This is a genomic window from Paenibacillus sp. FSL R5-0749 (genome assembly GCF_038595085.1).
Taxonomy (GTDB): Bacteria; Bacillota; Bacilli; order Paenibacillales; family Paenibacillaceae; genus Paenibacillus.
In genome coordinates this window covers 5,844,618-5,861,618 of sequence record NZ_CP152005.1, presented here as the reverse complement: position 1 = coordinate 5,861,618, position 17,001 = coordinate 5,844,618, and the positions used below count along the sequence as shown (strand labels likewise).

General features: G+C 46.9%; 12 protein-coding genes, 13 tRNA genes, 4 rRNA genes and 1 pseudogene. 27 read left to right on the top strand and 3 right to left on the bottom strand.

Going from position 1 to position 17,001, the window contains the following annotated elements:
* Nucleotides 1-145 precede the first annotated feature (145 nt).
* The 7 genes and pseudogenes from truA to MKY85_RS26245 all read left to right on the top strand — a co-directional run bounded on the left by truA (nt 146) and on the right by MKY85_RS26245 (nt 5,815).
* Nucleotides 146-919, top strand: a complete 774-nt coding sequence (truA, locus tag MKY85_RS26275) for a tRNA pseudouridine(38-40) synthase TruA (RefSeq protein WP_339237989.1) — start codon at nt 146-148, stop codon at nt 917-919.
* A gap of 205 nt (nt 920-1,124) precedes the next feature.
* Nucleotides 1,125-1,562, top strand: a complete 438-nt coding sequence (gene rplM / locus MKY85_RS26270) for a 50S ribosomal protein L13 (protein WP_024633564.1) — start codon at nt 1,125-1,127, stop codon at nt 1,560-1,562.
* A 19-nt stretch (nt 1,563-1,581) separates the two neighbouring features.
* Nucleotides 1,582-1,974 carry a 30S ribosomal protein S9 gene (rpsI, locus tag MKY85_RS26265; protein WP_017692105.1) on the top strand — a complete coding sequence of 131 codons (393 nt, stop codon included), beginning with the start codon at nt 1,582-1,584 and terminating at the stop codon, nt 1,972-1,974.
* Nucleotides 1,975-2,763: 789 nt separating this feature from the next.
* On the top strand, nt 2,764-3,456 hold the full coding sequence (locus tag MKY85_RS26260) for a phosphoadenylyl-sulfate reductase (RefSeq protein ID WP_339237987.1): 693 nt from the start codon (nt 2,764-2,766) through the stop codon (nt 3,454-3,456).
* A 191-nt stretch (nt 3,457-3,647) separates the two neighbouring features.
* A pseudogene (gene sat, locus MKY85_RS26255) lies at nt 3,648-3,812 on the top strand (sulfate adenylyltransferase); the annotation flags it as partial.
* Between the two features lie 67 nt (nt 3,813-3,879).
* A complete protein-coding gene (cwlD, locus tag MKY85_RS26250) occupies nt 3,880-4,635 on the top strand; it encodes an N-acetylmuramoyl-L-alanine amidase CwlD (protein WP_342571131.1) in 756 nt (251 codons plus the stop codon).
* Nucleotides 4,636-4,714: 79 nt separating this feature from the next.
* Nucleotides 4,715-5,815 carry an Mrp/NBP35 family ATP-binding protein gene (locus tag MKY85_RS26245; protein ID WP_339237983.1) on the top strand — a complete coding sequence of 367 codons (1,101 nt, stop codon included), beginning with the start codon at nt 4,715-4,717 and terminating at the stop codon, nt 5,813-5,815.
* Between the two features lie 89 nt (nt 5,816-5,904).
* On the opposite strand, the gene gerD is transcribed toward MKY85_RS26245, so the two are convergent.
* Nucleotides 5,905-6,657, bottom strand: coding sequence for a spore germination lipoprotein GerD (gene gerD, locus MKY85_RS26240; RefSeq protein ID WP_339237981.1), 753 nt, complete (start codon nt 6,655-6,657; stop codon nt 5,905-5,907).
* A gap of 125 nt (nt 6,658-6,782) precedes the next feature.
* Between gerD and MKY85_RS26235 the strand changes: the two genes are divergently transcribed.
* Nucleotides 6,783-7,415: a KinB-signaling pathway activation protein gene (locus MKY85_RS26235; RefSeq protein WP_342571130.1), complete on the top strand. Its 633-nt coding sequence runs from the start codon at nt 6,783-6,785 to the stop codon at nt 7,413-7,415.
* Nucleotides 7,416-7,513: 98 nt separating this feature from the next.
* On the opposite strand, the gene pdaB is transcribed toward MKY85_RS26235, so the two are convergent.
* A complete protein-coding gene (gene pdaB / locus MKY85_RS26230) occupies nt 7,514-8,290 on the bottom strand; it encodes a polysaccharide deacetylase family sporulation protein PdaB (RefSeq protein WP_342571129.1) in 777 nt (258 codons plus the stop codon).
* A 122-nt stretch (nt 8,291-8,412) separates the two neighbouring features.
* Here pdaB and MKY85_RS26225 point away from each other — a divergent pair, with 122 nt between their 5' ends.
* The 19 genes from MKY85_RS26225 to MKY85_RS26135 all read left to right on the top strand — a co-directional run bounded on the left by MKY85_RS26225 (nt 8,413) and on the right by MKY85_RS26135 (nt 16,198).
* Nucleotides 8,413-9,030: a stage II sporulation protein M gene (locus tag MKY85_RS26225; RefSeq protein WP_339257556.1), complete on the top strand. Its 618-nt coding sequence runs from the start codon at nt 8,413-8,415 to the stop codon at nt 9,028-9,030.
* Between the two features lie 155 nt (nt 9,031-9,185).
* Nucleotides 9,186-9,416: a hypothetical protein gene (locus tag MKY85_RS26220; protein ID WP_017692114.1), complete on the top strand. Its 231-nt coding sequence runs from the start codon at nt 9,186-9,188 to the stop codon at nt 9,414-9,416.
* Between the two features lie 478 nt (nt 9,417-9,894).
* Nucleotides 9,895-11,446: ribosomal RNA gene (locus MKY85_RS26215) — 16S ribosomal RNA — on the top strand.
* Between the two features lie 99 nt (nt 11,447-11,545).
* A 5S ribosomal RNA gene (gene rrf / locus MKY85_RS26210) occupies nt 11,546-11,662 on the top strand.
* Between the two features lie 38 nt (nt 11,663-11,700).
* Nucleotides 11,701-11,777: transfer RNA gene (locus tag MKY85_RS26205), tRNA-Ile, on the top strand.
* 23 nt (nt 11,778-11,800) lie between these two features.
* Nucleotides 11,801-11,876: transfer RNA gene (locus tag MKY85_RS26200), tRNA-Ala, on the top strand.
* A gap of 211 nt (nt 11,877-12,087) precedes the next feature.
* Nucleotides 12,088-15,012 (top strand): 23S ribosomal RNA (locus MKY85_RS26195).
* Nucleotides 15,013-15,088: 76 nt separating this feature from the next.
* Nucleotides 15,089-15,205 (top strand): 5S ribosomal RNA (rrf, locus tag MKY85_RS26190).
* Together the 16S, 23S and 5S rRNA genes with 13 tRNA genes alongside form the textbook arrangement of a ribosomal RNA operon.
* An 84-nt stretch (nt 15,206-15,289) precedes the next feature.
* Nucleotides 15,290-15,365 (top strand) — tRNA-Asn (locus tag MKY85_RS26185).
* A gap of 3 nt (nt 15,366-15,368) precedes the next feature.
* A tRNA-Thr gene (locus tag MKY85_RS26180) sits at nt 15,369-15,441 on the top strand.
* Nucleotides 15,442-15,451: 10 nt separating this feature from the next.
* Nucleotides 15,452-15,523: transfer RNA gene (locus MKY85_RS26175), tRNA-Glu, on the top strand.
* A 7-nt stretch (nt 15,524-15,530) separates the two neighbouring features.
* Nucleotides 15,531-15,606, top strand: a tRNA-Val gene (locus MKY85_RS26170).
* A gap of 9 nt (nt 15,607-15,615) precedes the next feature.
* Nucleotides 15,616-15,690, top strand: a tRNA-Gln gene (locus tag MKY85_RS26165).
* Nucleotides 15,691-15,696: 6 nt separating this feature from the next.
* Nucleotides 15,697-15,772, top strand: a tRNA-Lys gene (locus MKY85_RS26160).
* 6 nt (nt 15,773-15,778) lie between these two features.
* A tRNA-Leu gene (locus MKY85_RS26155) sits at nt 15,779-15,859 on the top strand.
* 10 nt (nt 15,860-15,869) lie between these two features.
* Nucleotides 15,870-15,944, top strand: a tRNA-Gly gene (locus MKY85_RS26150).
* Between the two features lie 6 nt (nt 15,945-15,950).
* Nucleotides 15,951-16,027: transfer RNA gene (locus MKY85_RS26145), tRNA-Arg, on the top strand.
* A gap of 16 nt (nt 16,028-16,043) precedes the next feature.
* Nucleotides 16,044-16,117 (top strand) — tRNA-Pro (locus tag MKY85_RS26140).
* A gap of 10 nt (nt 16,118-16,127) precedes the next feature.
* Nucleotides 16,128-16,198: transfer RNA gene (locus MKY85_RS26135), tRNA-Gly, on the top strand.
* A gap of 210 nt (nt 16,199-16,408) precedes the next feature.
* Here MKY85_RS26135 and MKY85_RS26130 read toward each other — a convergent pair.
* Nucleotides 16,409-16,747 (bottom strand): WGxxGxxG family protein, encoded by a 339-nt coding sequence (locus MKY85_RS26130; RefSeq protein ID WP_339237975.1) that lies wholly within the window; start codon nt 16,745-16,747, stop codon nt 16,409-16,411.
* Nucleotides 16,748-17,001 lie beyond the last annotated feature (254 nt).

The following is a 17,001-nucleotide window of genomic DNA, read 5'->3' as shown; positions in this document are numbered from 1 at the left end:
GGAAAGGGGACAGAATCAACGATTCTGGATTAACCCTTTTTTTCTCTTCATTTCGGAATTCGTGCTGTAATAGAAGCTCCGTAAGGGGCTTCTTTTGCTGTTCGGGATAGGGATATGTATAGTATGGAACAAAGGTGTGGTATTAATGCGGAACTTATGTATGACGTTAACTTATGATGGCACTGCCTATTACGGCTTCCAAGTACAGCCGGGTGGGAATACCATTCAGGATCATCTTGAAGATGCGATTCGTGCTTTAACCGGTGAGAAGGTTAAAATTACAGGTTCAGGCCGAACAGATGCAGGCGTTCACGCTCGCAGACAGATCTTCAATTTTCCTACGGAATCCCAGATCCCGATTGAACGTTGGTGTATTGCACTCAACTCCAGATTACCCTCCGATATTGTCGTTATTGATGCGATTGAAGTTTCGGCTGATTTTCATTCTCGCTATGCAGCGAAAAAGAAAACATATCGTTACACAGTCAATGCGAATCAGTTTCCGGATGTATTCAACAGAAGACTGCAGTATCATCATCATGCGAAGCTTGATATTACGGCAATGCAGGAGGCCTTACGACATTTCATAGGGACCTATGATTATACCTCTTTTGCTTCACGCAAGTCTCAGAAAGAGAATCATGTCCGTTCGGTATACGAAGCATGGATTGAAGTGGACCGATCAATGTGCAGAGACCATCCGCGTGATCAGGGTGTCATTCACATTTATGTGAGTGGTAACGGTTTTTTGCAGCATATGGTTCGAATCATTGTAGGCACACTGCTGGAAATCGGAGAGGGCAAACGGAAAGCCTCTGATGTACCGAATATGATTGCTGCATGTAATCGATCTGCTGCAGGACCTACTGCAGTTAGCTGCGGTTTAATGCTCTGGGATCTTGAATATACAAAGGATTAAAATTGGTGAGTGAAAAGCTTAATTAACACTTGCGATTTAATCGCCTATCATGTAATATAAAAGTTGTGTTTTCTTAATGGCTTTCCCACAGCCCCAATTAAGAGGTTCACATCAAATTTACAATCCATCAACACCTAAAGTAATAACTTAACGAACGAAGATAAATGAAAATGATGATTTTGAACATTTTAAGGAGGAACTTTTCATGCGTACTACGTACATGGCGAAGCCTAACGAAGTTGAGCGCCAATGGCACATCATTGATGCTGAAGGCAAAACCCTCGGACGTTTGGCGAGCGAAGCAGCTGCTTTGATTCGCGGCAAACACAAGCCACAATTCACTCCACATGTGGACACTGGCGATTTCGTTGTTATCATCAATGCTGAGAAAATCGTATTGACTGGTAAGAAAATGCAAGGTAAAAAATACTACCGTCACTCGATGCACCCAGGTGGTTTGAAAGTAACTACTGCTGAAGAGATGGTTAAAAACAAACCTGAGCGTATGTTGGAATTGGCTGTTCGCGGTATGCTTCCTAAAACTCGCATGGGCGAGAAAATGAAGTTGAGACTTAAAGCGTACAGAGGCACTGAGCATCCACATGCAGCACAAAAACCAGAAGTTTACGAACTTCGCGGTTAATTAAAAGGAGGACAGTTTCATGGCACAAGTACAATACTATGGGACAGGTCGTCGTAAACATTCGGTAGCACGTGTTCGCCTTGTACCGGGTGAAGGACGCATTGTCATCAATAAACGTGATATTAATGAATACTTCGGTTTGGAAACACTCAAACTGATCGTAAAACAACCACTGAACTTGACAGAAACGCTCAACAACTATGACGTTCTTGTTATTGCTCATGGTGGCGGAATCTCCGGTCAAGCCGGCGCAATCCGTCATGGTATCTCCCGCGCTCTGCTCAAAGCAGATCCGGAATACCGTGCATCCCTGAAAAAAGCAGGATTCCTGACTCGTGACCCACGTATGAAAGAGCGTAAAAAATACGGTCTTAAAGCGGCTCGTCGCGCACCTCAGTTCTCCAAACGTTAATATTAAAAGCCTTTGGCCTCGGCCAAAGGCTTTTTTATATCTTCATGAAGATTTTGCATATAATATATATATCCGCTTATGCCATAACACTCATATGTGTCCGCATGACTGTTCATTGTCGCATCATATGTGTTAAATATCTTCATTAATGTTCCTTAATACAGTTTTTTCATATCTGAGTTAATACTTCTTATTAAACCTCACTACACCTCATAAATCGTTTATGATGATACGCTATGCTCATTCCCATCGTTTCCCACACGTTCTAAAACAGCTCTTTATAAAATCATCTATTAGGGCTCAAGCCTGCTTTATTGAATGTATTCGGTTTGCTCTTCAAAATTTATTCTTCACTTTAAATTTCATCAGTTTTTCTTATGGAAACCATAAAAGTCTCTCACATATCATATGATATATGTTGTCACGCTGAACTCCTTATAACTTCTTCTTCTCTTTATTTCATGTTAATCGATGATTGATAATCTGATGCTTTTCCTGGCGATATAAACTGTTCAAACTCAGCACCAGCAAAGCATTTCTAGGCTATGAAATGTATTCTACCCAGCCCAATGACTTGGGCCAAGTTCATTTTTTATCTCATGAACAGAGAAAAGGATAAATTGAACCAAATTATTTGCGATAGCAACGATCAAAAAGAGAAAAAAATGATCTATTTTACCATATGGCAGGCATTGACATCCGCAATGAAAGATTTATACTAAACATAATTCATATTAGATTAGTCGGCTTTAACGTGTATTGAAATGCAGAATGGGGGAAAATACGCAGATGAACTTATTGGAGAAAGAAGAATTGGCGCGCACGAAGGCAGAGGAACTGGAGCTTGCGAGTCCAGAGGATATTATTCGGTATGCTATTGAAACATTTCCTAATATCACTTTTGCATGTAGCTTTGGTGCGGAAGATGTTGTACTTGTAGATATGTTGCAGAAGATCAGCCCATCGACAGATATTTTTTATTTGGATACTGATTTCCACTTCAAAGAAACATACGAAACACGGGATAAGATGCAAGAGAACTACAACCTTGAATTTGTACGCGTGTCTCCTAAGATTACTCCGGAAGAACAGGCAGCTCAACACGGTGAAGAATTGTGGAAGTCTGATCCAAATGCGTGCTGTAACATTCGCAAAGTCGAACCGTTAACACGAATTCTTTCTCAGTATGATGCATGGATTACAGGTATTCGTAGAGATCAAGCACCAACTCGTGCAAACTCCAAGAAGGTTGAATATGATACTAAATTTGGCCTGATGAAGTTTAATCCGATTGCGCATTGGACCACAGAGGATGTATGGCAATATATTCGTGATAATAACGTTGTGTATAATCCTCTTCATGATCAGAACTACCCGAGTATTGGCTGTGAGCATTGCACACGTCAGGTTATGCCTGGTGAGGACCCTCGTGCTGGACGTTGGTCTGGTAATGATAAAACGGAATGTGGCCTTCATAAATAATAGATACACAAGGAACTGACGAGATGACATCAATTCTGTCACATGGAGGTACGCTGGTTCAGCGTGTCGTACAAGGAAAAGAACGGGAGCAATTGTTGGAAGACAGTAGTCGGCTTTCAGACACGTAATCCGGTCCAGCGGGACTCATGAGTACATTCAAAAGAGCGCTATGGAGATTGTAGACGCACTAGGCATCCAGCAAAACTTGTCCACATGATAAGAAACACCATATGGCGCTTTCCGGCACCGAAGTACGTGGGTTGCTCCGAGACGGTCAGTGCCCTCCTCCTGAATTTACACGTCCTGAGGTAGCTGAGGTGCTGATTGAAGGAATGGCGGAGCAAGTCCCGTCCTAGCGGTATAATTGTCCATCTTGTCCCATATAGATGATTAGAGTCATTTATAGGGACGAGGTGGTTTTTTATGCGTAAAAATATGGGGAAACACTTTGTAGTCTGGATTAGGTTAAAAACAATCAAAAGGGCCATGCTGAGCCTCTGTCTGCTGGCCATGTTAGTGGCGGTGATGTCTTATGAGCTGCCTTCTGCCAAGACGTCAGGCTACTGGAGTTTACCGATGGCAGGAAAAGTCATTGCTATTGATGCAGGGCACGGAGGTCCAGATGGAGGAGCGGTAAGTAAGCAGGGGGTTATTGAAAAAGATATTAACCTGTCTATCGCCTTGTATGTGAGAGATTATTTGCAGCAGGCAGGGGCCTTGGTGGTTATGACACGAGAGATAGACACGGATTTGGCAGAAGCGGACACCAAGGGGTACTCCAAACGCAAGACGGAAGATCTGAAACAAAGAGTACGGCGCATAGAGGATAAGCAAGCAGATCTCTTTATTAGCATTCACATGAACAGTGTCCCATCCAACCGATGGAGTGGAGCGCAGGTTTTCTATACACCTAACCATCCGGATAACGAAGGTTTGGCTAATCTGCTTCAACAAGAGATGGTTCGTAATCTGGAGAATACAGATCGAATCGCCAAAACGGTAAACACGATTTACCTGTTACAGGCTCTGAAGATTCCTTCAGCACTGGTAGAAGTGGGCTTCCTTTCTCATCCGGAAGAGGCACGTATGCTTGCTGATGAAGCTTATCAACGCAAGGTAGCTGCATCGATCTATAATGGGATTCTCAGATATTCCTCAGGAGAACGGCCTAAAAGTTAGTCAGAATAAGAAAGGTAATGATATAATTGGATCAGCATACCTAATTACATGCCAATAGATAAAGCTGAGGTGCTGTCTGATGTTATCAAAAGAACAGATACTTGAACTATTACAGCCATTACAAGAACCACAATTGGGAGTAAGTCTGACCGAACTGGAATGGGTTCGAGATATTATGGTGAAAGAAAATCATGTGGCTCTGACCATAGTGACACTGGAAAATCGACCTGAGGATTCAACAGCCTTGAGTGATGCAGCACGTAATTTGTTGTCCCAGCACGGACTGAGGGATGTACATATTCGCGTACGTGCAGCTTCTGAGCATGATCGTGAGAGCCTGAATATGGGACAACCTGATAAAGAGCCGGATCGGGACGAAGTGCTCGTAAAAGGTCACGCAGCGGGTCTGGATGGACATGAGTTGTTAAGTCCTGAATCAGGGGTTCGTTTTATTGCAGTGGCCAGTGGTAAAGGTGGCGTTGGTAAATCAACGGTGACCGTTAATCTCGCTGCAGCCTTGGCACGTCAAGGCAAGAAAGTAGGCTTGATTGATGCGGATATCTACGGCTTCAGTGTACCTGACATGATGGGGATTGAAGAATATCCGGTCGTTGAAGATGGCGTTATCCAACCGGTTGAACGTTTCGGAGTCAAAGTGATGTCCATGGGCTTCTTTATTCGGGAGAACAATCCAGTGATCTGGCGAGGACCCATGCTCGGCCGGATGTTGCGTCAATTCTTTACTGATGTCCAGTGGGGCGAGTTGGATTATATGTTACTGGATTTGCCACCAGGTACGGGAGATGTTGCTTTGGATGTGCATCAGTTGTTGCCACAGAGCAAGGAAATTATTGTGACCACGCCACATGCAACAGCAGCTTTTGTCGCTGCACGTGCGGGTGCAATGGCCATTCAGACCGATCATGAGTTGCTTGGTGTGGTTGAGAACATGGCTTATTATGAATGTGGCCGTTGCGGCGAGAAGGATTATGTCTTTGGACGTGGAGGCGGGGGAAGACTTGCGGAAAGTCTGCACACAAGCTTGCTTGCCCAGATTCCACTAGGCACGCCGGATAATCATCCTTCTGAGCCTGATTTCTCACCTTCCGTTTACAAAGCAGATTCTCGTATAGGGGTTATCTACGATGAAGTGGCCCGGTCCATTGAATCCCAGTTTTAAGGGCTGGGTGTTATAAATACAAGTAAAGCCTGCGTCCACTTGGATGCAGGCTTTTCAGTATCTGTGGTGCGCAATTAAACACCTACTGTTTAAGAACCTCCGCTGCCCGAATCTCCACTGCTTCCACCATCTCCGCCATCACTACCACCTTGGCCCTGACCGTCTTGCTGTCCGCCTTGCTCTTCCCCCTGTTTTCCGCCACTTTCCACTTTCGGTTGCAACTCTTCCTGTACAACTTTCTTGAGCAAAGTGAGTACTTCCATGCGGAACAATGGGTTTTGCATCACTTCCTGCATGACAGTCATCGTCTGTTTACGGTAATCTGGAGTCTTTGTCATATCCATGAACATTTTGGATACCTCAGGTGACTTCATGATGTCTTCAACAGACTTTTGATATGTGGGATCTTTAATCAATTGCATATGAAGTTGTTTACTTTGTGCGTTGATCACCTTGGCAAATTCCCCCGCAAACTGCGGATCAGTCATAATCTTTTCGAATTCCTTCTTATATTCGGGAGCTGTGATGGTATCTTTTACTGCAATACGTATTTGTTCCGAAGATTGCACAGGCATTAACATTTTCATACCAATGGATCCCGAAGCACCACCCGAACCGCCACCTTCTTCCGAACTGCTGTTTCCGCTGGATGAGCTCTGACCTGTAAGAGCTTCCTCCACTGCTTTCTTGCCTTCGTCACTTTTCAAAATATCTACAACCATTGTTTTCATCTCTTTATAACTGCCCTGAGGAGGCGAAGAACTCTGATCTGAACCGCAGCCGGCAAGCATGACGGATAGCCCCAGTACGACACAGCATAGCTGCCACAAAGGCCGTTTCATGTGTACAATCCCTCCTTGATTAGATACTGGATGTAGTATGTGATGGGAAAGGGCGAAATATGTTGAGCTATGATGGTTTTTTGCTGAGAAGGTTGGTAAAATAAACACTCGGGGGTGGAAAACATTTGAATTTACGTAAATGGTTTTTCCTGTTTTGGACAGCCTTGCTTATTGGGGCAGCGGGAGCATTAGGTACAGGATTGATTATGATGCTGGTGAACGGGGAGAAAACAAATGGATTAAATGATTTTCTTCTGTATCTTTTGATCCTATTTGGATCAGGGGTTATGATCAGCGTGTATTCACAAATGGGTTTCTTTGCATATCTGATATTGAATTACATGGGTAAAGGTGTATTTCCTAAGCGTAGTTGGCAGATCGTGCAGATTGTACTAACGGTTCTAGCGCTGCTTGACGTAATGTTTTTACGCCTGTTTGTTGGCGGAGACCGGGAGCGCATGTCGGATATTGTGTTGGGTATCATTATTTTGGCGGCTGCAATTGTTACCGCTTACGTTAAAGTGAAGCTGACTCATCTCTCCGCGCTTGTACCTACACTGTTCTTCATGATTGCGGTCACCATAGTGGAGACGATTGGCGTATTGCGTATTGATGTGAATGCGGCAACCATATTTATTGTGGTACCCTTGCTCTTATGTAATGCATACCAAATGCTGATATTGCATAGGCTTGTGGATGTAGCAGCGAAGCCCAGCGTAAGTGGAAAGGCAGAACAGTTGAATGAAAGTCGAGCATAAATTTCGTTTAGTATAAAACATACCAAAAAGAGCTAACCTGGTTAGCTCTTTTCAACTTTTAAACTCGTTTAGAGTCTGTAGATCCGGCAATCTGCCAATTACTGACCACTGGCTTGATCACGAACTTCCTTACCTTCCACACTGGAATGGTTAAGCAATTCAGATACAGTTACGAATTCATAGCCCTGATTTTTTAATTTGTCGATAATGACAGGAAGTGCCTCATGAGTCTGTTTAGAAGAATCGCTTGCATGCAGCAGTACGATGTCCCCTGGATGTGCTTTGCTTACTACGCGATCAACAATGGTCTGTACGCCGGGGTTTTTCCAATCCAAAGAGTCGGTATCCCACTGAACAACCTGATAATTCAGACTATTGGCTACCTGAAGCACCCGCTTGTCAAAGTCCCCGTTGGGCAGACGCAGTAATTTCGGTTCTTTTCCCGTTAAATCGGTTAAAATGCTATGAGCTGTCGAAATTTCTTTGCGAATTTCGTCCTCGGTCAGGCTGCTGTAGTTCTCATGTCTGTGACCATGGCTGCCAATTTCATATCCTGCCTCTTTGATGGCAGTAACAATTTCGGGGTGTGTCTTGCTCCAGGGGGAGGAAAGGAAAAAGGTTGCCTTCTGCACTTTATTCTCCTGAAGAACTTTCAGAATCGGCTCTGTCCGTTTATCTCCCCAGCTAATGTCAAAGGTAAGTGCAATTACCTTCTTCTCGGTTGGAACGCTGTAGACGGCTGATGGTGCTTCCTCCGAGAATACGGAGACATTGCCTCTCTCCAGATAAATAATACCGATCGCAAAGATGGCAGCAACGAGGACAATCAGGTACCGTTTAATCTTTTTGCCGCTAAATACATAGAACGAGTTCATTTCAATAAGCGCCCCTCTCCCATAAGAAATGCTTGTTTACTCTCCAATGTATGCTCGTACTCCCCAGTTATTCGTAACGGCACCTTGTTTGTCCAACATTTTAGATTCTACAGGAGGTTATTATGTTAAAATTCAGTACATTTCTTAGAGATCTTGGTTCCATCCGCAGTGCATTAATCTGGTCCGTGGTATTGTTTGCTGTTGGAATAGGAACAGGATGGGTGAGCACAGGGCCACTGGAAGAACTGTTGTTGAATCAAATCGGAGGATTACGTGAAGTTAGTGAGCGGCTGGAGCAGGGGGGGAATGTGCAGTGGAACTTCTTCCTGTTTATCTTTTTTAATAATGCAATCAAAAGTGTGCTCGTCATCTACGCTGGTATATTTTTCGGTATTCTGCCGGTCATCTTCCTGCTAATCAATGGGATGGTCCTTGGATTTGTAGTGCACACCACCATGAATTATGGAGCAACTTTCTATGATATTGTGGTTAAAGGCCTGCTTCCGCATGGCATTATTGAGATTCCCGTCATTATTATTGCTTGCGCATTCGGACTGAAGTTTGGTGGTCTGGTTATTAAAAGTCTTGTAGAACTTGGAAGTGACAAACGAAATACGTTGGGTACCCGGTGGAGAGCATTCATGAATAGGACGTTAACGGCATCCTTCTGGGTTGTTATCTTGCTTCTTGTTGCAGCAATCATTGAAAGCACACTTACCTATACTCTGGTGAGGGGTTAAAATTTTGTGATGGTTGGCATTCATAAATTTTCAGAAAGTTGACCATAACAATAAAACGGGTTCCAGCAGCACTCACAAAAGCGAATGCACGGGGTGCTGCATGGAACTTGTGAAGGTGTGTGATAAAGAGGCTATGCACAAAAAGGAGAACTCTAATGCTGGGTATGCTGTTTAACGAGAAGGAATGCAAGGAACTAGACTATGTGCTGCGTAAAGAATTAGATGAGATGCTTTTTGATCTGAGTGATAATCGTCTTGACCAAGAGATTAAATACGCCATTGCGAGCCGATATAAGACTGTGTTCCGCATGTATGCGCGATTTGCCCCGCCAAAAGAGTTGTCCAAGTATGCAAGAGGTGGGAAGCTGAAAAAGTCGAAGCCTTAATGCTGCAGCTAGTCATATATTCGATTCACAGTAGTTGAAGTGAGGTGCGGCTCTTGATAGCGGGGGCTGTACCTCTGAACCGTGAAAGTGTGAAATTGTTGAGGGGATCATACTTTTTGTCGAAAAAGGGTTGACCTTTCTAAATTCATATGGTAAATTAATTTTCGTTCCTTTTTTAGGAGCGGTTCGCCAAAACAAGCATGAAAATGAAACGATTGAAAATAATCGAAAAATAATGCTTGCAAAGAGAACTTGAACATGATATATTATAAAAGTCGCCGCTGAAACGACGACAACATGAAAAACAGCACTGAATTGGATGTTTGATCTTTGAAAACTGAACAACGAGTGAGTAAACATTCTGCTTGCAGAATGAATGCGAAAGTTTGAAACAAGCCTTGGCTTGGATCGACTGGAGCACAAATGAGATGTTTAATCTCGTCAGATTCAAAATGAGCTTATCGCTCTTTTCAATACTTTATTGGAGAGTTTGATCCTGGCTCAGGACGAACGCTGGCGGCATGCCTAATACATGCAAGTCGAGCGGAGTTGATAAGAAGCTTGCTTCTTTGAGACTTAGCGGCGGACGGGTGAGTAACACGTAGGCAACCTGCCCTCAAGTTTGGGACAACTACCGGAAACGGTAGCTAATACCGAATAATTGTTTTCTTCGCCTGAAGGAAACTGGAAAGACGGAGCAATCTGTCACTTGGGGATGGGCCTGCGGCGCATTAGCTAGTTGGTGGGGTAACGGCTCACCAAGGCGACGATGCGTAGCCGACCTGAGAGGGTGATCGGCCACACTGGGACTGAGACACGGCCCAGACTCCTACGGGAGGCAGCAGTAGGGAATCTTCCGCAATGGGCGAAAGCCTGACGGAGCAATGCCGCGTGAGTGATGAAGGTTTTCGGATCGTAAAGCTCTGTTGCCAGGGAAGAACGCTTGGGAGAGTAACTGCTCTCAAGGTGACGGTACCTGAGAAGAAAGCCCCGGCTAACTACGTGCCAGCAGCCGCGGTAATACGTAGGGGGCAAGCGTTGTCCGGAATTATTGGGCGTAAAGCGCGCGCAGGCGGTCATTTAAGTCTGGTGTTTAATCCCGGGGCTCAACCCCGGATCGCACTGGAAACTGGGTGACTTGAGTGCAGAAGAGGAGAGTGGAATTCCACGTGTAGCGGTGAAATGCGTAGATATGTGGAGGAACACCAGTGGCGAAGGCGACTCTCTGGGCTGTAACTGACGCTGAGGCGCGAAAGCGTGGGGAGCAAACAGGATTAGATACCCTGGTAGTCCACGCCGTAAACGATGAGTGCTAGGTGTTAGGGGTTTCGATACCCTTGGTGCCGAAGTTAACACATTAAGCACTCCGCCTGGGGAGTACGGTCGCAAGACTGAAACTCAAAGGAATTGACGGGGACCCGCACAAGCAGTGGAGTATGTGGTTTAATTCGAAGCAACGCGAAGAACCTTACCAGGTCTTGACATCAGCATGACCGGGCTAGAGATAGTCCTTTCCTTCGGGACATGCTAGACAGGTGGTGCATGGTTGTCGTCAGCTCGTGTCGTGAGATGTTGGGTTAAGTCCCGCAACGAGCGCAACCCTTGATCTTAGTTGCCAGCATTTCGGATGGGCACTCTAAGGTGACTGCCGGTGACAAACCGGAGGAAGGTGGGGATGACGTCAAATCATCATGCCCCTTATGACCTGGGCTACACACGTACTACAATGGCCGGTACAACGGGCTGTGAAGCCGCGAGGTGGAACGAATCCTAAAAAGCCGGTCTCAGTTCGGATTGCAGGCTGCAACTCGCCTGCATGAAGTCGGAATTGCTAGTAATCGCGGATCAGCATGCCGCGGTGAATACGTTCCCGGGTCTTGTACACACCGCCCGTCACACCACGAGAGTTTATAACACCCGAAGTCGGTGGGGTAACCGCAAGGAGCCAGCCGCCGAAGGTGGGATAGATGATTGGGGTGAAGTCGTAACAAGGTAGCCGTATCGGAAGGTGCGGCTGGATCACCTCCTTTCTATGGAGAATCGTTTCCCGCGTGGAAACATTCAAATATGCAGCTTAGCTGCAAAACACTCACTCGTTGCTCAGTTTTGAGAGCTCAAACTCTCAAACGTTTGGTGGCGATAGCGAAGGGGTTCCACACGTTCCCATCCCGAACACGACCGTTAAGCCCTTCAGCGTCAATGGTACTTGGACCGCAGGGTCCTGGGAGAGTAGAACGCCGCCAAGCGTAACCCATTCTGGGTTCAAAAAAAGTATATATAATGTGGGCCCTTAGCTCAGTTGGTTAGAGCGCACCTCTGATAAGGGTGAGGCCGGTGGTTCGAGTCCACCAGGGCCCACCATCTATACCTTTAAAACTTTATATGGGGCCATAGCTCAGCTGGGAGAGCGCCTGCCTTGCAAGCAGGAGGTCAGCGGTTCGATCCCGCTTGGCTCCACCAAAAATGTTTTACAAGTTTGTTCTTTGAAAACTAGATATCGAAACGAAAGTAAATGCGAATTAGAACATTCCTTTTTAGCTGAACTTGTGTATAACAAGTTTCAATAAAAACGGTAGTTAATTGCTGTTGCGATGGTATCGAGTGGGAGCGACTTTTGGCTTTGGACGCAGTCCAAAACAAGGGAAGCGAGCGATCGAAACCGGAGCAATTTGGTTAAGCTACTAAGAGCACACGGAGGATGCCTAGGCGCTAGGAGCCGATGAAGGACGTGGCGAACAACGAAACTGCCTCGGGGAGCTGTAAGCAAGCTTTGATCCGGGGGTGTCCGAATGGGGAAACCCAGCTGGGGTAATTTCCAGTTACTCATAACTGAATACATAGGTTATGTAGAGGCATACCAGGGGAACTGAAACATCTAAGTACCCTGAGGAAGAGAAAACAATAGTGATTCCGTCAGTAGCGGCGAGCGAACGCGGAGAAGCCCAAACCAGAGAGCTTGCTCTTTGGGGTTGTGGGACGTCTCACATGGAGTTACAAAGGAACCGGTTAAGCGAAGAGGTCTGGAAAGGCCCGCCAAAGAAGGTAAAAGCCCTGTAATTGAAAGTCTGTTCCCTCCGAGACGGATCCCGAGTAGTGCGGGGCACGTGAAACCCCGTATGAATCCGGCAGGACCATCTGCCAAGGCTAAATACTTCCTAGCGACCGATAGTGAAGCAGTACCGTGAGGGAAAGGTGAAAAGCACCCCGGAAGGGGAGTGAAATAGAACCTGAAACCGTGTGCTTACAAAAAGTCAGAGCCCGTTTTAGGGGTGATGGCGTGCCTTTTGTAGAATGAACCGGCGAGTTACGTTCCCGTGCAAGGTTAAGGTGAAGAGCCGGAGCCGCAGCGAAAGCGAGTCTGAATAGGGCGATGTAGTACGTGGACGTAGACCCGAAACCGGGTGATCTACCCCTGTCCAGGGTGAAGGTGCGGTAACACGCACTGGAGGCCCGAACCCACGCACGTTGAAAAGTGCGGGGATGAGGTGGGGGTAGCGGAGAAATTCCAATCGAACTCGGAGATAGCTGGTTCTCCCCGAAATAGCTTTAGGGCTAGCCTCGGAAAACAGAGTCGTGGAGGTAGAGCACTGATTGGGTGCGGGGCCCGCAAGGGTTACCAAGCTCAGTCAAACTCCGAATGCCATAGACTTACTTCCGGGAGTCAGACAGTGAGTGCTAAGATCCATTGTCAAAAGGGAAACAGCCCAGACCATCAGCTAAGGTCCCCAAGTGTGTGTTAAGTGGGAAAGGATGTGGAGTTGCACAGACAACCAGGATGTTGGCTTAGAAGCAGCCACCATTGAAAGAGTGCGTAATAGCTCACTGGTCGAGTGACTCTGCGCCGAAAATGTAACGGGGCTAAACACACCACCGAAGCTATGGCTTGATGCTTGCATCAGGGGTAGGGGAGCGTTGTATAAGGGTTGAAGGTGTACCGTAAGGAGCGCTGGACATTATACAAGTGAGAATGCCGGTATGAGTAACGAAAAGATCAGTGAGAATCTGATCCGCCGAAAGCCTAAGGGTTCCTGAGGAAGGCTCGTCCGCTCAGGGTAAGTCGGGACCTAAGGCGAGGCCGAAAGGCGTAGTCGAAGGACAACAGGTCGAAATTCCTGTACCACCGTAAGCCGTTATGAGCAATGGGGGGACGCAGTAGGGTAGTGACGCGGACTGATGGATGTCCGTCTAAGCAGTGAGGCTGATGTGTAGGCAAATCCGCACATCATAAGGCTGAGCTGTGATGGGGAGCGAAAATTGTAGTAGCGAAGGTCATGATCTCACACTGCCAAGAAAAGCCTCTAGCCAGGTGAAGGTGCCCGTACCGCAAACCGACACAGGTAGGCGAGAAGAGTATTCTAAGGCGCGCGGAAGAACTCTCGTTAAGGAACTCGGCAAAATGACCCCGTAACTTCGGGAGAAGGGGTGCCCCGGTAGTGTGAATAGCACGAGGGGGCCGCAGTGAAAAGGCCCAAGCGACTGTTTAGCAAAAACACAGGTCTGTGCGAAGCCGTAAGGCGAAGTATACGGGCTGACGCCTGCCCGGTGCTGGAAGGTTAAGGGGAGTGGTTAGGAGCAATCCGAAGCTGTGAACCGAAGCCCCAGTAAACGGCGGCCGTAACTATAACGGTCCTAAGGTAGCGAAATTCCTTGTCAGGTAAATTCTGACCCGCACGAATGGCGTAACGACTTGGGCGCTGTCTCAACGAGAGATCCGGTGAAATTTTAATACCTGTGAAGATGCAGGTTACCCGCGACAAGACGGAAAGACCCCATGGAGCTTTACTGCAGCTTGATATTGAATTTGGGTACGATCTGTACAGGATAGGTGGGAGCCTTTGAAGTGGGAGCGCAAGCTTCCATGGAGGCAACGTTGGGATACCACCCTGATCGTATCTAGGTTCTAACCTGGTACCGTAATCCGGTGCGGGGACAGTGTCAGGTGGGCAGTTTGACTGGGGCGGTCGCCTCCTAAAGAGTAACGGAGGCGCCCAAAGGTTCCCTCAGAATGGTTGGAAATCATTCGAAGAGTGCAAAGGCATAAGGGAGCTTGACTGCGAGACCTACAAGTCGAGCAGGGACGAAAGTCGGGCTTAGTGATCCGGTGGTACCGCATGGAAGGGCCATCGCTCAACGGATAAAAGCTACCCTGGGGATAACAGGCTTATCTCCCCCAAGAGTCCACATCGACGGGGAGGTTTGGCACCTCGATGTCGGCTCATCGCATCCTGGGGCTGAAGTAGGTCCCAAGGGTTGGGCTGTTCGCCCATTAAAGCGGTACGCGAGCTGGGTTCAGAACGTCGTGAGACAGTTCGGTCCCTATCTGTCGTGGGCGTAGGAAATTTGAGAGGAGCTGTCCTTAGTACGAGAGGACCGGGATGGACGTACCGCTGGTGTACCAGTTGTTCCGCCAGGAGCACCGCTGGGTAGCTATGTACGGACGGGATAAACGCTGAAAGCATCTAAGCGTGAAGCCCCCCTCAAGATGAGATTTCCCAGTATGTAAGACCCCTTGAAGACGACGAGGTAGATAGGCTGGGGGTGGAAGTGCAGCAATGCATGGAGCTGACCAGTACTAATCGGTCGAGGGCTTATCCAAATATGCAAGTTGTAATTCGCATGTTTCGTTTCGAATCTAGTTTTCAGAGAACGATCTCTGAAATGTAAGCTATGCGTTTGGTGGCGATGGCGGAGGGGTTCCACACGTACCCATCCCGAACACGACCGTTAAGCCCTCTAGCGCCGATGGTACTTGGACCGCAGGGTCCTGGGAGAGTAGGACGCCGCCAAGCGAACTCTTTCATCATACATAGAAAACAGGCTCTGCATGTGGACGTTGTACGATGAATTGCATTTGCCCTGCAAATGCATATTATTCCCTGATAGCTCAGTTGGTAGAGCACTCGACTGTTAATCGAGTTGTCACAGGTTCGAGCCCTGTTCGGGGAGCCATTTGCTCTCATAGCTCAGTAGGTAGAGTGCATCCATGGTAAGGATGAGGTCACCGGTTCGATCCCGGTTGAGAGCTTTGGAAATGGGGCCCGTTGGTCAAGGGGTTAAGACACCTCCCTTTCACGGAGGTAACAGGGGTTCGAATCCCCTACGGGTCATATAGATGGAGGCTTAGCTCAGCTGGGAGAGCATCTGCCTTACAAGCAGAGGGTCGGGGGTTCGATCCCCTCAGCCTCCACCATCTAATTATTGGGGATTAGCCAAGCGGTAAGGCAACGGACTTTGACTCCGTCATGCATAGGTTCAAATCCTATATCCCCAGCCATTTTATGAGTCATTAGCTCAGTTGGTAGAGCACCTGACTTTTAATCAGGGTGTCGAAGGTTCGAGCCCTTCATGACTCACCATTATATGCGCGTGTGGCGGAATTGGCAGACGCACTAGACTTAGGATCTAGCGTCTTTGACGTGGGGGTTCAAGTCCCTCCACGCGCATCCTTTATTTGCGGAAGTGGCTCAGCGGTAGAGCATCGCCTTGCCAAGGCGAGGGTCGCGGGTTCGATTCCCGTCTTCCGCTCCAATATTTGCGCCCTTAGCTCAGCTGGATAGAGCGTTTGACTACGAATCAAAAGGCCGGGAGTTCGAATCTCTCAGGGCGCGCCATTATTTTCATTAATATCGGGATGTAGCTCAGCTTGGTAGAGCACCTGGTTTGGGACCAGGGGGTCGCATGTTCAAATCGTGTCATCCCGATTGTTATTATGCGGGTGTAGTTCAATGGTAGAACTTTAGCCTTCCAAGCTAATAGCGTGGGTTCGATTCCCATCACCCGCTTACATTATTTATAAAAAACTCTCCGCATATGTGGAGGGTTTTTTATTTTTTTATGCGCGAAGAAGCAGTTATATTATTTAGCTTTACAGGTTTATTATAAAGAGCCAAAACGACCTCGGTATGCAAAATAGGGTCGCTTGGCTCTTTTGTTTACTATTTGGGAAGAAGATGCTTTTAGAGCATCAGTTATAGTACTGGGAACTGGGCCAATTAGCGCTCGTTGTGATCGGTTACTCTTCTACGCATGCCTGCTAAACCGAGGAGTCCCAGCAGACCGAGCCAGCCCCAATCCATGCCATTATCCCGATTGGTTGTTGCGGCGTTAGCACGAACACTGTTCGTACGATAGTCACCATTGTTGCGGTAGTTCCCATCCATGTTCATGTTCATGTTGGTATTTGTGCGATTCATGTAGTTGCTGTCCTGATAAGACTGGACACGTGAACCGTTGGTGTCCATTCCTTTGGTCATATGATTATCAGCAGCAGCAGGACCAGCTAAAGAGGCGACGAGAAGCACAGAAGCAATAATCGTTGTAGCTTTTTTCATTAAGTTGAGTCCTCCTTTTTTTTAGAGCTACAGATTAATCTGCCCAAGAGGACAAGAAAACTATGTAGGAATGATCTGTAAAGTTATCCCTTAATTACAGTATGTTAGGGCGAAATACATAAGAAACTTTTCTAAAAAGCAGACTGTACTATGAAGAAAATTATATTTACATCTTTAATTTATTGCGTCACTGTGGTAAAGTATACAAAAGCTTGCTTTGCCGGTCATGTTTCTTTGTATGAACCTGGTTACAA